The 13,147-nt window shown below is 73.2% G+C and carries 14 protein-coding genes; 7 read left to right on the top strand and 7 right to left on the bottom strand.

All coding sequences use genetic code 11. The features are described 5' to 3' along the window. Positions 1 to 12: 12 nt before the first annotated feature. Together AB0J40_RS02375 and AB0J40_RS02370 are read left to right on the top strand one after the other, a co-directional pair. Entirely contained in the window at positions 13 to 1,092 is a 1,080-nt protein-coding gene (locus tag AB0J40_RS02375) for an ATP-dependent DNA ligase (protein WP_364446350.1), read from the top strand. A gap of 69 nt (positions 1,093 to 1,161) precedes the next feature. Beyond that, entirely contained in the window at positions 1,162 to 2,709 is a 1,548-nt protein-coding gene (locus AB0J40_RS02370; protein WP_364446348.1) for an alpha/beta hydrolase, read from the top strand. A gap of 63 nt (positions 2,710 to 2,772) precedes the next feature. Here the strand turns inward: AB0J40_RS02370 and AB0J40_RS02365 are convergent, their stop codons facing one another. Further along, entirely contained in the window at positions 2,773 to 3,015 is a 243-nt protein-coding gene (locus AB0J40_RS02365) for a DUF2630 family protein (RefSeq protein ID WP_364446345.1), read from the bottom strand. Between the two features lie 84 nt (positions 3,016 to 3,099). Here AB0J40_RS02365 and trxA point away from each other — a divergent pair, with 84 nt between their 5' ends. Further along, a complete protein-coding gene (gene trxA / locus AB0J40_RS02360; protein ID WP_364446342.1) occupies positions 3,100 to 3,471 on the top strand; it encodes a thioredoxin in 372 nt (123 codons plus the stop codon). A gap of 60 nt (positions 3,472 to 3,531) precedes the next feature. Here the strand turns inward: trxA and AB0J40_RS02355 are convergent, their stop codons facing one another. After that, on the bottom strand, positions 3,532 to 4,461 hold the full coding sequence (locus AB0J40_RS02355) for a proline dehydrogenase family protein (protein ID WP_364446340.1): 930 nt from the start codon (positions 4,459 to 4,461) through the stop codon (positions 3,532 to 3,534). 12 nt (positions 4,462 to 4,473) lie between these two features. Then, positions 4,474 to 6,114, bottom strand: a complete 1,641-nt coding sequence (gene pruA, locus AB0J40_RS02350) for an L-glutamate gamma-semialdehyde dehydrogenase (protein WP_364446338.1) — start codon at positions 6,112 to 6,114, stop codon at positions 4,474 to 4,476. A gap of 124 nt (positions 6,115 to 6,238) precedes the next feature. On the opposite strand from pruA, the gene AB0J40_RS02345 reads away from it, so the two are divergent. Together AB0J40_RS02345 and AB0J40_RS02340 are read left to right on the top strand one after the other, a co-directional pair. Beyond that, a complete protein-coding gene (locus tag AB0J40_RS02345) occupies positions 6,239 to 7,792 on the top strand; it encodes a helix-turn-helix domain-containing protein (RefSeq protein ID WP_364446336.1) in 1,554 nt (517 codons plus the stop codon). Positions 7,793 to 7,822: 30 nt separating this feature from the next. Continuing rightward, positions 7,823 to 8,479: a maleylpyruvate isomerase N-terminal domain-containing protein gene (locus AB0J40_RS02340; protein ID WP_364446334.1), complete on the top strand. Its 657-nt coding sequence runs from the start codon at positions 7,823 to 7,825 to the stop codon at positions 8,477 to 8,479. A gap of 30 nt (positions 8,480 to 8,509) precedes the next feature. Here AB0J40_RS02340 and AB0J40_RS02335 read toward each other — a convergent pair whose 3' ends face one another. The 3 genes from AB0J40_RS02335 to AB0J40_RS02325 all read right to left on the bottom strand — a co-directional run bounded on the left by AB0J40_RS02335 (position 8,510) and on the right by AB0J40_RS02325 (position 10,351). Next, complete coding sequence (locus AB0J40_RS02335) at positions 8,510 to 8,728, bottom strand: S1 RNA-binding domain-containing protein (protein ID WP_364446332.1); 219 nt, start codon at positions 8,726 to 8,728, stop codon at positions 8,510 to 8,512. A 216-nt stretch (positions 8,729 to 8,944) separates the two neighbouring features. Continuing rightward, positions 8,945 to 9,910 (bottom strand): LLM class flavin-dependent oxidoreductase, encoded by a 966-nt coding sequence (locus AB0J40_RS02330; protein ID WP_364446329.1) that lies wholly within the window; start codon positions 9,908 to 9,910, stop codon positions 8,945 to 8,947. Positions 9,911 to 9,958: 48 nt separating this feature from the next. Beyond that, positions 9,959 to 10,351, bottom strand: coding sequence for a DUF6221 family protein (locus tag AB0J40_RS02325; RefSeq protein WP_003068867.1), 393 nt, complete (start codon positions 10,349 to 10,351; stop codon positions 9,959 to 9,961). A 328-nt stretch (positions 10,352 to 10,679) separates the two neighbouring features. Between AB0J40_RS02325 and AB0J40_RS02320 the strand changes: the two genes are divergently transcribed. Continuing rightward, positions 10,680 to 11,303, top strand: coding sequence for a hypothetical protein (locus AB0J40_RS02320; protein WP_364446326.1), 624 nt, complete (start codon positions 10,680 to 10,682; stop codon positions 11,301 to 11,303). A 4-nt stretch (positions 11,304 to 11,307) separates the two neighbouring features. Here AB0J40_RS02320 and AB0J40_RS02315 read toward each other — a convergent pair whose 3' ends face one another. Continuing rightward, entirely contained in the window at positions 11,308 to 12,327 is a 1,020-nt protein-coding gene (locus AB0J40_RS02315; RefSeq protein ID WP_364446323.1) for a DNA polymerase domain-containing protein, read from the bottom strand. Between the two features lie 68 nt (positions 12,328 to 12,395). Here AB0J40_RS02315 and AB0J40_RS02310 point away from each other — a divergent pair, with 68 nt between their 5' ends. Then, entirely contained in the window at positions 12,396 to 13,109 is a 714-nt protein-coding gene (locus AB0J40_RS02310; protein ID WP_364446321.1) for a TVP38/TMEM64 family protein, read from the top strand. Positions 13,110 to 13,147 lie beyond the last annotated feature (38 nt).

The raw sequence follows: 13,147 nt of genomic DNA, 5'->3' as shown, positions 1-13,147 counted from the left end.
CAGAATGCCCGCATGCCCCTACCGCTGCAGCCGCCGCTGAAGCCGATGCTCGCCAAGCCCGCGAAGGCCATCCCGGACTCCGGAGGCCTGCTGTTCGAGCCGAAGTGGGACGGCTTCCGCTGCATCGTCTTCAAGGACGGCGACGAGCTGTACCTGCAGTCCCGCGCGGAAAAGCCGCTGAACCGGTACTTCCCGGAAGCCGTCGCGCGGCTGCTGGAGACGCTGCCGCCGCGGGTCGTGCTGGACGGCGAGCTGGTCGTCGCGCGCGGCGGGCGGCTGGACTTCGACGCCCTCACCGAGCGCATCCACCCCGCCGAAAGCCGGATCACGCTGCTGGCGGCCGAGCAGCCCGCCGAGTTCGTCGCCTTCGACGTGCTCGCGCTCGACGACGAGTCCCTGCTCGACGAGCCGACGTCGACGCGCCGCGAACGGCTCGTCGAGCTGGCCGGCGACCGGTTCCCGCTGACGCCGGCGACCACCGACCCGGACACCGCCCGGCACTGGTTCGAGCTGTTCGAGGGCGCGGGTCTCGACGGCGTCATCGGCAAGCCCCTGGACGAGCCGTACACACCCGGCAAGCGGGTGATGGTCAAGTACAAGCACCTGCGCACCGCCGACTGCGTCCTCGCCGGCCTGCGTTGGCACGTCGACGGCGGTCCCGGCGAACTCGTCGGGTCGTTCCTGCTGGGCCTGCACGACGACCAGGGCGTGCTGCACCACGTCGGCACGGTCGGGTCGTTCCCGAAGGACCGCCGCCGCGAGCTCGCCGAGGAGCTGGCGCCGCTCGTCACCGACGGCGAGGACCACCCGTGGGGCGGCCGCGCGACCGGCGAGGCCCAGCGGATCCCGGGCGGGATCACGCGCTGGCGCGCCACCGAGCACGAATGGGTGCCGCTGCGGCCCGAGCGCGTCGTCGAGGTCGCCTACGAGAACACCGAAGGCGGGATGCCGTCGCGCTTCCGGCACAACGCGCGGTTCGTGCGGTGGCGCCCCGACCGCGAACCCGCGTCGTGCGACTACGGCCAGCTGGACGAGCCCGCCCGCTACGACCTCGACGCCGTCTTCCGCGGCCAGGTCGTCCGGACCCGCTAACCCGCGTCCCACACCCGGCGTGCGAAGCTCGGCACCACCGTGCCCTTGATCGACGTGAGGACCCCGCCCGTGCGCCGCCGCCGTACCCGTCTCCTGGTCGCGCTGCTCGCCCTGGCCTCCGCCGCGGGCTGCGCCGCGGGGCCGTCGGTCCGCCCGGCGCTGGTCGAAAACGACGGGAAGACGACGGCCGCGTCGCCCACCCGCACCCCGCCGGTGCCGCTGCCGCCGCTGACCGAGCCGCAGTCGCCGTCGCTGCGGTGGGCCGACTGCGACGACGACACCCGGCAGCGGATCGGCACCCCGCCCGTGCCGGACAGCCTGCACTTCACCTGCGCCCGGGTCACGACGGCGCTCGACGCGCCCGGCGAGGCCCGGCGGTCGGTGGTGCGGCTGCTGGCGCTGAAGGTCGGCACCGGGCCGATCCCGCTGGTCGTGGTCAACGACGTCGACGGCGACCCGGGCACGGTGTACGCCGCGCGGCTGGCCGCGACGCTGCCGCCGGCGTTCCTGGCGAAGTTCTCGCTGATCGGCCTGGACCGGCGCGGCACCGGGCTCTCGGCGCCCGTCCAGTGCGTGCCGCCGGACATCCGGCACGACCTGGTCGACGCCGACCCGGGGCAGGGCGACCTGCAGGACGTCCTGGACGCGGCGCGCAAGGCGGGTCAGCAGTGCGCGATCGAGCTGGACGACTCCCAGACCGCGCTGGACAGCTGGCGCGGCGCCGGCGACCTGGAGGAGCTGCGGAAGGCGCTGGGCTCCGACCGGCTCAACGCGCTCGGCCGCGGCGACGGCTCGAAGCTGCTTTCCGAGTACGCGGTGCGCTTCCCCGGCCAGGTCGGCCGGATGGTGCTCGACGGCGTCCCCGACCCGGGCCCGGACACCGCGGCGGTGCTCGACGCCGTCGCCGCCGGCGCCCAGACGACGCTGGACGCGTTCGCCGCGGACTGCGCGGCGCGCAAGTGCGCCCTCGGCGACCCGAAGGCGGCTCTGGCGGCGCTCACCGGCCGGCTGCGGGCCGCGCCTCCGATGACCGACGACGCCGTCGCGTTCGGGCCGGGCGTGGCGATGTACGCGGTCTACTCGGGCCTTTCGCAGCGTTCGCGCTGGCCGGAGCTGGCCGACGCGATCGCGGCCGCGCGGGGCGGGAACATCGCGCCGCTGGCGGCCTTCGCGTCGCCGGTGCTGCGCGACACGCGCGCGCAGCCGTCCCGCCTCGACGCGACCATCGCGACCCGCTGCAACGACAGCCAGACGCGGCTCTCGGCCGACCAGCTCGACCAGGTCGTGGCCGGGATGCGGGCGAAGTACCCGCAGTTCGGCACGGTCGTCGCGCAGCAGCTGGCGTGGTGTGGGCCGTGGCCGGTCCGCACGGAGCCGCTGCCCCCGGCGGGCGCGACGGGCGCACCGCCGATCCTGGTGGCGGCCACGGCGGCCGACCCGGTGACGCCGCAGGTGGGCAGCACCCGGGCGGCGGACCAGATGCCGACGGCGGTGACGATCACGTGGCAGGGCGCGGGCCACGGCGCGGTGGGCACGTCGCCGTGCGTCACCGAGGCGGCGCGCGCGTTCCTGGTGGACGGCAAGGTGCCGGCGGACGGCACCCTCTGCCCCGCCTGACCCCCGGCGCAGGTTCTCGTGAGTGTTCAGGGCGGTTCCAACCGCCCTGAACACCCACGAGCGTCACTGGCGGTAGGACTCCACCTCGGAGACCGGGCGCGCCTGCGCGTCGTCCGGGTTCTCGTGGAACTCCGTCTTCGCGCGGCGCTGGCGGAGCAGGTCCCAGCACTGGTCGAGCTGCTGCTCGACCGCGGTGAGGCGGTCCTTGTCGCCGCCGCTCAGCCCCACGCCGACCGAGCGCGACCGCAGTTCGTGCTCCTCCGCGATCAGCTCGTCGATCCGGCCCAGGATTTCGCCGTCGGCCATGTGTCCTCCTCTTCACGGGTGCTCGGGTGCAGACGCTACCCCGGCTCCGGGAATTCCCGCCGCGCCCACGTCGTTGACCAGGGCATGAGCACCGTTGAGCTGACCGCCGAGAACTTCGACCAGACGGTTAACGACCACGAGTTCGTCCTGATCGACTTCTGGGCGAGCTGGTGCGGACCGTGCCGCCAGTTCGCGCCGGTCTACGAGAAGGCGTCCGAAAAGCACGACGACATCGTGTTCGCGAGCGTCGACACCGAAGCGCAGCAGCAGCTCGCCGCCGCCTTCGACGTCCGCTCCATCCCGACGCTGGCCATCATCCGCGACAAGACGCTGATCTACGCCCAGCCCGGCGCGCTGCCCGAGCCCGCCCTCGAAGAGCTGATCAAGCAGGCTCGCGAGGTCGACATGGCCGAGGTCAAGCGCAAGGCCGCCGAAGCCGAGGCCGAGCAGGCCTGACCACCACCACACGACGAAGGCCGCCCCGCGGGGCGGCCTTCGTCGTGTTCTCGGAATTGTTCAGGAGCGGGTCGCGAGCCCGCGCAGGAAGAACGCCAGGTTCGCCGGCCGCTCGGCCAGCCGCCGCATGAAGTAGCCGTACCACTCGTCGCCGTAGGGCACGTAGACGCGCATGCGCGCGCCCGACGCCGCGATCCGCGCCTGCTCCTCCGGCCGGATGCCGTAGAGCATCTGGAACTCGTGGTCGTCGTCCTTGCGGCCGTTCTCCTCGGCCAGCGCGGCGGCGATCTCGATCATCCGCGGGTCGTGCGACGCCACCATCGGGTAGCCCTGCCCCGCCATCAGGACGCGCAGGCAGCGGACATAGGACTTGTCCACTTCGGACTTCTCCTGGAACGCCACGGACTCCGGCTCGGCGTAGGCGCCCTTGCACAGCCGCACGCGCGACCCCGGCCCGGACAGCTCCCGGCAGTCCTGCTCGGTGCGCCGCAGGTAGGCCTGCAGCACCGCGCCCACCCACGGGTACTCGCCGCGCAGCTCGCGCAGGATGCCGAGCGTCGAGTCCGTGGTGGTGTGGTCCTCCATGTCGAGCGTCACCGTGGCGCCGACCGCCTCGGCCGCCGCGCAGATCTTCCGCGCGTTCTCCAAGGCGACGTCCTCGCCGTTCGCCGGCAGGAACTGGCCCACCGCCGACAGCTTCACCGACACGTCCGCACCCTCGGCCAAGCCCTCCGCGGCGAGCGCGGTGAGCACGGCCTCGTAGGCCCGGACGGTCGCCGCCGCCTGCGTGGCGTCGGTGGTGTCCTCGCCCAGGTGGTCGAGGGTGATCCGGCGGCCGTCCGCGGCCAGTTCCCTGGCGCAGCGGACGGCGTCGGCGGTCTCGGACCCGGCGACGAACCGGCGCACCACGGACCGCGTGGCGGGCACGGCCTCGACGAGCCGCCGGATGCCCTTCGACCGGGCGGCGGCGAGCAACGGGGCACGCAGCATGACGGTCTCCCCTCAGCCCTGGTGCGGGTAGCGGACGGTGGTCGGCGGGACGAACGTCTCCTTGATCGAGCGCGGGCTCGTCCAGCGCTGCAGGTTGAAGATCGACCCGGCCTTGTCGTTGGTGCCCGAGGCCCGCGCACCACCGAAGGGCTGCTGGCCGACGACGGCACCGGTCGGCTTGTCGTTGACGTAGAAGTTGCCCGCGGTGAACTTCAGCGCCTCGGCCGCCTTCGCGACGGCGGCGCGGTCGTTCGCGATCACCGCGCCGGTCAGCGCGTAGGCGGCGGTCTCGTCGACCAGCCGCAAAACGGAGTCGAAGGCGGTGTCACTACTGCTGTCCTCGTAGACGTGCACCGACAGGATCGGGCCGAAGTACTCGGTCGAGAAGATCTCGTGCTTCGGGTTGTCCGAGACGAGGATCGTCGGCTGGACGAAGTACCCGACGCTGTCGTCGGCGGTGCCACCGGTGAGGACCTCGACCGACGGGTCGTTCTTGACGCTGTCGAACAGCGCGGTGTGCTTGGCGAACGCGCGGGCGTCGATCACCGCGCCGCCGAAGTGCGACAGGTCGGTGACGTCGCCGTAGGACAGCGCCTCGGTCTCGGCGACCAGGCCGTCCTTCAGCTTCGTCCAGACGCTGCGCGGGATGTACGCGCGCGAAGCGGCGGAGCACTTCTGGCCCTGGTACTCGAAGGCGCCGCGGACCAGCGCGGTGCGCAGGACGTCGATGTCGGCGGACGGGTGCGCGAGCACGAAGTCCTTGCCGCCGGTCTCGCCGACCAGCCGCGGGTAGCCGCGGTAGCCCGCGATGTTCGCGCCGACGGTGGCCCACAGGTGCTGGAACGTCGCGGTCGAGCCGGTGAAGTGGATGCCGGCCAGGTCGCGGTGGGTCAGGGCGACCTCGGAGACGGCCTTGCCGTCGCCCGGCAGCAGGTTGATGACGCCCGGCGGCATGCCCGCCTCTTCGAGCAGGCGCATGGTCAGGTGCGCGGCGAACGACTGCGTCGGCGACGGCTTCCACAGGACCGTGTTGCCCATCAGCGCGGGCGCGGTCGGCAGGTTGCCGGCGATCGCGGTGAAGTTGAACGGCGTGATCGCGTAGACGAAGCCTTCCAGCGGGCGGTGCTCCATCCGGTTCCACACGCCCGGCGAGCTGACCGGCTGCTCGGTGAGCACGCGACGGCCGAATTCGACGTTGAAGCGCCAGAAGTCGGCGAGCTCGCAGGCGGAGTCGATCTCGGCCTGGGTCGCGGTCTTGGACTGGCCGAGCATGGTGGCGGCGTTCAGGGTGGCGCGCCACTTGCCGGTGAGCAGGTCGGCGGCGCGCAGCAGGATGGCGGCGCGGTCGTCGTAGGACAGCGCGCGCCACTCCGGCGCGGCCTTCGCGGCGGCCGCGATGGCGTCGGTGGCGTCCTGCTGGGTGGCGCTGTGGATGGTGCCGAGGACGTGGCGGTGGTTGTGCGGCTGGACGACGTCGATCTTCTCGCCGCCGCCGGGGCGCTGCTCACCCCCGACGGTGACCGTCAGGTCGATCGGTTCCGCCTGGCCCAGCCGCTTGAGCGCACCCTCGAGTTCGGCGCGCTCAGCGCTGCCCGGCGCGTACGTGAGCACCGGCTCGTTCTTCGGGGCGGGGGTCTGGGTCACGGCGTCCACGGCGGCTCCTCTGCCTTTCCTCTACGTCCTTGATGCCCCGAACGGTAACTCCGGACACGTCGTGGCGGCTTGTCCGACCGGCTAAAATCGCCCGTATGATCTTGGCCGATCGGATAACTCCGCCGTGACCTCACTGCGCCACGTCCTGGCGACGCTCGGCGAGCCGCTCGTCGAGGTCGTCGTGGCCCCGCACGGGCTCGGCGTGCCGGTCTCCGACGTCGTGATCCTCGACCCCGAAGACCCCTTGGAGGCCTCCCCCGGCGACCTGGTGCTGGTGATCGGCGCGCGCGGCCGGGCGGCGGCCCCGGCGATCCGCGCGGCGGGGCGCGGCGGCGCGGCCGCGGTCGCGGTCAAGGGCGCGACCGGCGCCGACATCGCCGCCGACGCCGGCGTCGCACTGCTGACGGTCGGCGCGGAGGCGCGCTGGGAGCAGGTCGAGTCGCTGGCCCGCGGCGTCGTCGAGGCGGCCCGCGCGGGCGGCGAAGCGGCCAGCGGCGAGGTCCTCGGCGACCTGTTCGCCCTGGCCCAGACCATCGCGACGCTGACCGGCGGCCTGGTCAGCATCGAGGACACCGCCAACCGCGTCCTCGCGTATTCGCGGGCGGGCGACGAGGTCGACGAGCTGCGGCGGCTGTCGATCCTCGGCCGCGAAGGCCCGGAACGCTACCTCGCGATGCTGCGCGAATGGGGCGTCTACCAGCGGCTGCGCGCCGGCGAGGGGATCGTCCGGATCGACGAGCGCCCCGAGCTGGGCATCCGCCGCCGGATCGCGGCCGGCATCCACGCGGGCAAGCAGCCGCTCGGCACGATCTGGGTCCAGGAGGGCGCGCAGCCGCTCACCGAACGCGCGGAGACGGCGTTGCTCGGCGCCAGCCGCGCCCTGGCGCCGCAGCTGATCCGCGCCCGGACATTGCCGAGCCCGGAGCTGCGGCTGCGGGAGGACCTCCTCGCGAGCCTGCTGGAAGGGCGGCTGGACGCGGAGTCCGTCGCGGACGACATCGGCGCGGACCCCGCGCGCCCGGCGCAGGTGCTGGCGTTCTCGCTGGAGCGGTCGGACAACCGGCAGCTCCGGCGCGCCGAGCTGGTGCACCTGATCGCCGTGCACACGGCGGCCTACCGGCGCAGCGCGCTGGTGAGCGTGATCGGCGGCCGCGTCTACGCGCTGCTGCCGGACCTGCCCGAGCACTCCGACGCGGCGGTGCTGGCGCTGGCGCGGGAAATCACCGGCACCGCGCGCCGCCACCTGGACGTCCCGGTGCGGGCGGCGCTCGGCGGCGTCGTGCCGCGGCTGTCCGACGCGGCGGCGTCCCGGGGCGACGCCGACCGCGTGCTGGCGGCGATGGCCCGCGGGCACTGGGCCGCCGACGTCGCTTCGCTGGCCGACGTCCGCGCGGAGGTCCTGCTGTCGGAGGTGCTGGCGTTCCTGGGCGGGCAGCCGCGCATCCGCGACCCGCGGCTGGTTTCGCTCGTGGCGCACGACACCGAGCACGGCGGGATCCTGGTGCCGGCGGTCCTGGCCTGGCTGGACGCGTTCGGCGACGTCCGCGCGGCCGCCCGCGTCCTCAACATCCACCCGAACACCGTCCGCTACCGCGTCCGGCGGGCGGCCGAAGTGTCCGGTGTGGACTTCGACGACCCCGCCCAGCGGATCCTCACCCAGCTGCAGCTGCGGCTCTAAATCGCTGGCGCACGCTGTTAGCTTGGCGTCGTGCACCTCTTCACACGTACGTGGGCGGCGCTGCACGCCGCGGTCGCCGACCTGTCCGACGACGATTTCGCGAAGCCCTCGGGCTGCCAGGGGTGGCTCGTCCGGGACCTGCTGTGCCACCTGATCGTCAACGCCCAGGACGTGCTGATCACCCTGGTCACCCCGGCGGACACCGAGCCGACCCGCGACGCGATCACGTACTGGACGGTGACCGGCGAGCTGCCGACCGGCGAAGCGCCGGAGGACGCGGTGACCGTCCGCCTGGCGGCGGCGTACCAGGACCCGGCGCTGCTGCGCGGCCACCTGGACGACGTCGGCTCGGCCGCCGGCCGCGCGGCGGAGCTGGCGGACCCGCACCTGCGGGTGAGCACGCAGGACATGGTCCTCACGGTGGACGACTTCCTCATGGTCTACGTACTGGAGTGGACGTTGCACCACCTGGACCTGATCGCCCACCTCCCGGGTGCGCAGCCCCCGCCCGCCGAGGGCCTCGCGCGGACGCGGGAGATGCTGGAGAAGATCACCGGAGCGACGTTCCCGGCGTCGTTCTCGGACACGGACGCGCTGCTGGTGGCGACGGGCCGCCGCGCGCCGACGGAAGCCGAGACGGCCGAGCTGGGCGACTTGGCGGCCCGGCTGCCGTTCGTGCTCGGGTGAGGCAGGGCGCCCTGCCTCACCCGGCTCAGATCAGGCCTGCACCAGGCTGAACCGGCGCCGTTCCACGTCGATGGCTTCGATGCGGACCGTCACCCGCCTGCCCGTCTCGGGGACCCGGTCGGTCACGAGCAGGCCGTGCACGCCCGGCGCCACTTCGACGAACGCGCCGAACGGCAGCGTCCGCGCCACGACGCCGTCGAGCACCCCGCCCTCGCTGTGGGCGGCGACGAACTCCTGCCAGGGGGACATGCGATTTCACCTCCTTCCCGCGCACGTTCCGGACAGCACGAACGTGCGGGAGGCGGCGGGCCACGGGCCCGCCCGGAGGTCACGGCGCAGCCGGGTACCCCGTCTGCTCACGGCTCGAGGCCGACCCGGCAGTCACACCGGAAACCGTATCGCCGGGGCGGGGAATTGCGCCAGCGGTAATTCTCCGACACGCTTTCCGGCTATCGGGAAATCAGTTCACACAAGGACCGCGAGATCGGCGAGCCGGGCGAGGGAATCGAGCCGCGCGGATTGGTCGTACGCGGCCGTGGTCACCAAAACCTCGTCGGCGCCGGCGGTGTCGACCACTGCGCCGAGCCGGTCCCCGACTTCGGCCGGGGTACCGGAGATCTGGCCGTCCAGGGTCTCGTCGAGCCGCCTGCGCTCGCGGTCGGTCATCGGCAGCGCCAGGACCTCCGACGGCGGCGACAGCGGCGGGAAGACGCCGTGGGAACGCGAATACACCGTCGCCCAGGCCTCCGACACGAGCAGGCGCCGCGCGGCGGCCGCCGAGTCCGCCACGGCGATCGCCGACGACACCACGACGTACGGCTCGCTCGCCCACGCGGACGGCCGGAAGCCGTCCCGGTAGCGCGTCACGGCTTCGGCGAGCGCGCGGTCACCGCGGACGGGCGCGATCACCAGCGGCAGGCCCAGTTCGGCCGCGAGATCGGCGCCGGACCCGGTGGCCAGCAGGAACGGCGGCACGCGCAGCCCCTCGGCCGGGTAGGCGTGCACGCCGGGGTGCTCGCCCGCGAAGAACCCGAGCAGTTCCCGCACCTGCGCCCCGAAGTGGTCCGCCGCTTCCTTGCCGTGGCCCAGCGCCTCGCGGACGCCGGCGGTGAAGCCGACCGACCGGCCCAGCCCCATGTCGATCCGCCCGGGGTACAGCGCTTCCAGCACCCCGAACTGCTCGGCGACGACCAGCGGCCGGTGGTTCGGCAGCATGACACCGCCGGTGCCGACGCGGATCCTGCTGGTGGCGCTCGCGACGGCGGCGGCGAGGACGGTCGGCGCGGACCCGGCGACGCCGGGCACGCCGTGGTGCTCGGAAACCCAGAACCGGTGGTAGCCCAGCCGTTCGACGTCGACGGCGAAGGCGACGGTGTCCCGCAGCGCCCGCGCGGTCCCGCCGTCGCGGCGCACGGGTGAGCGATCGAGCACGGAGAACCTCACGCCGGGTGCAACGCCCGGCGGTTCGCGGGATTCCCGTCAGGGCCGCCAGCGTTCGCTGTACTCCGGGTGGTCGGCGTAGGGCAGGGCCAGCAGGCGCAGCGTGAGGCACCAGTTGGAGCCGGCCTCGTCGGCGGGCACGTGGCAGGTCTCACACCAGTATTCGCTGCCGTAGAGCGGAAACCCGGGCACCTTCTCCGACACGGTGGTGCGGTGGGCGAGCAGGATCCGCCGCGTGGCCTCGATCTCGTTGATCATCTGGTTGACGACGTCGAGCTCGAGATCGGTCAGCCCGCGGATCTTCTGCTCCACGGCGACCTTGGTCTCCCCGCGGTTCATCGCCTCGCCGGCCTTCGCCTTGTTGACGGCCTGCATGATCAACGCCTGCCGCGCGCCGACGCGCGCGGCGAGGAATGCGATCAGGTCGTCCACGAAGGGCCTCCCTCGAACTCGCCCCAGGACATGTCGTCGAGGAGTCGTCGATCCGGGACCGCACGTTACGCCGATCGTGGCGGTGGTCGAGACCACGCGGACGGCCGTGCGAGATTTGTGACCCGAAAGGCGACAGCGGGCAGCGGCGTGATCACTCCGCGTTTTCCGCGGTGACTTTCCGATTGGTTTCCGGGCCCCCGGAAGTGGCGCGCGGCACGGTTGTGGTGCTGATTACAGGCGGTCCCGATCGAGCGAATCCTGATGCCGCTGAGTAACACCGAGCCCGGCCGCGGCGTCTGTCCCGGGCACCAGAGCAACGGAGGCAGCCATGTCCGTTCCCATCCCGCACGGCCCGCCGACGCCCTACGCCCCGCCGCCCGCTCCCGCGCCGCCGCGCCGGAAGTGGCCTTGGGTGCTCGGCACGGCGCTCGTCGTCGCCGCGGTCGCGGCGGGAGTCGTGCTGGCGGTCGCCATGGGCAAGGCGACCTCGAGCCCGTGCCTGGACAAGTCGCAGACCGCCCCGTGCGTCGGCCCCGCCGGCACCTGGGTCTCCGCCGACGGCGGCGTCCGGCCGCGTGACGCCGCCGCGCCCGCGACCACCAGCCCGTCGATCCCGGCCCTCGTCGCACCGACCACGACCGAGCCCGCCCTCCCCGAACCCACGGCGAAGGACTACTCCGTCGACCTCGCGGTCGTCTCCAAGCAGTGCTTCGGCTCGGCCGGGTGCAACGTCGTCGTCGAGCCGAAGCTGAACGCCCTAGGCGCGAGCACCCTGCTCTGGGAGTGCGACATCACCTACAGCATCTCGGGCGACAGCTCCGGGGAGCTCATCGAGACCGCCTACGCGCAAGGCGGCACGTCGTACCGCGTCGACCGCACGGCGATGAGCACCAAGAACACCAAGGTCACGCCGAAGGCGACCGTGACCTCCGTGAGCTGCCGCAAGCCGTGACGCCTCAGGCCTCCGGCCGCGCCTTGCTGGGCTGGACCCGCTTGGGCTCCCCCGGCATCTTCGGGTAGTCCGGCGGGTACGGCATGTCACCCAGCCCGTGGTCCCGCAGATCCCGCTCGTACCACTCCAGCGCCGTCTCCAGGCCGAACGCCTCGGCGTCCATCCCCGCGTGCAGGTCGCCGTGGGACTCCAGGAACGCCGGGATCGTCAGCACGTCGAAGTCGTCCGCGTCGACCTCCGGCAGCAGGTCCCACGTCAGCGGCGTCGACACCGTGGCCCGCGGGGTGCCGCGGACCGACCAGCTCGACGCCACCGTGCGGTCGCGCGCCGCCTGGTTGTAGTCGAGGAACACGCGGCCTCCGCGCTCCTCCTTCCACCACGCGATCGTCGCCTTCTCCGGGATCCGCCGGGCCACCTCGCGGCCCAGCGCGATCACCGCGTGGCGGACCGCCACGAAGTCCCACTCCGGCCGGATGCGGACCAGCACGTGGACCCCGCGCCCGCCGGACGTCTTCGGGTAGCCCGTCAGCCCCGCGTCCGCCAGCACCTCGCGGACCACCAGCGCCACCTCGACCGCGTCCGCGAAACCGGCCCGGTCCGGCGGGTCGACGTCGATGCGCAGCTCGTCCGGGTGGTCGACGTCGGGACGGCGGACCGGCCACGGGTGGAAGTCGAACGTCCCCAGGTTCGCCGCCCACGCGAACACCGCGGGCTCGGTCGGGCACACCTCGGCGGCCTTGCGGCCCGACGGGAACGTGATCTCCGCCGTCTCCAGCCACGACGGCGCGCCCTTGGGCACGCGCTTGGCGTAGAACCACTCGCCCTCGACGCCGTCGACGTACCGCTTGAGCGTCGTCGGCCGCTCGCCGATCGCGCGCAGCAGCGGCGCGCCGACGGTGATGTAGTGCTCGACGACCTGCCGCTTGGTGATGCCCTGCTGGGGGAAGTACACCTTGTCCGGGCTCGAGACGCGGACGGTGCGCCCGCCCACCTCGTACTCGACCGGGTCACCGTGCTTGGGCATGCGGCCACGCTAGCGGTGATCGCGCACCGGAGCGCCCGCGAACACGCCGCGTCTGTAGGCTGGAGCGGGTGTCCGGCCGCACCAAGCTGATCGTCGCGCTCGCCGTCGTCGCGCTCTTCGCGGCCGCCGCGGTGCTGCTGCCGATCCCCGGTCCGGCGCAGCTGCGCGCCTGGGCCGCCGCCACCGGGCCCGCCACCCCGCTCGTGCTGTTCGCCGCGTACTCGCTGCTCACGGTCGCGCCGATCCCGCGCACGGTCTTCAACCTGGCCGCCGGCCTGCTGGTCGGCACCGCGGCCGGGATCGCCATCGGCCTGGTCGCCACGACCGTCGCGGCCGGCCTCTCCTTCGGGCTGGCCCGGCTGCTCGGCCGGGACCTGGTCACCCGCCACCTGCACCGGTCGGCCGTGCGGACCGTCAACGACCGGCTCTCCGGCGGCGGCGTCCTCGCGATCACGTCGCTGCGGCTGATCCCGGTGGTGCCGTTCGCGCCCTTCAGCTACCTCTGCGGCGTGTCCTCGGTGCGGCTCGCCCCGTACCTGGCCGGTACGCTGCTCGGGAGCGTGCCCGGCACCGTCGCCGTGGTCGTCCTCGGCGACGCCCTGACCGGCGACACGCCGCCCGCGCTGCTCGCCTGCTACGGCGTGTTCGCGCTGGCCGGGGCGATCGGGCTGGTCAAGGTGTTCAAGAAGCGGGCACCGGCCGAACCGGGCCCGCCGGACCTGCTGGCTGACGCGAACAGCACAGGGCCGACCGCTACACTCGATCGGGTGCGCGAAGCGTAAACGCGCTGAGCAGGGCCACCATCACCGGGAATTTCGTC

The sequence above is a fragment of the Amycolatopsis sp. NPDC049691 genome, from assembly GCF_040675005.1.
Classification (GTDB): Bacteria; Actinomycetota; Actinomycetes; order Mycobacteriales; family Pseudonocardiaceae; genus Amycolatopsis.
The sequence above is the reverse complement of the archived record's forward strand: the minus strand, read 5'-3'. Positions and strand labels throughout refer to the sequence as shown.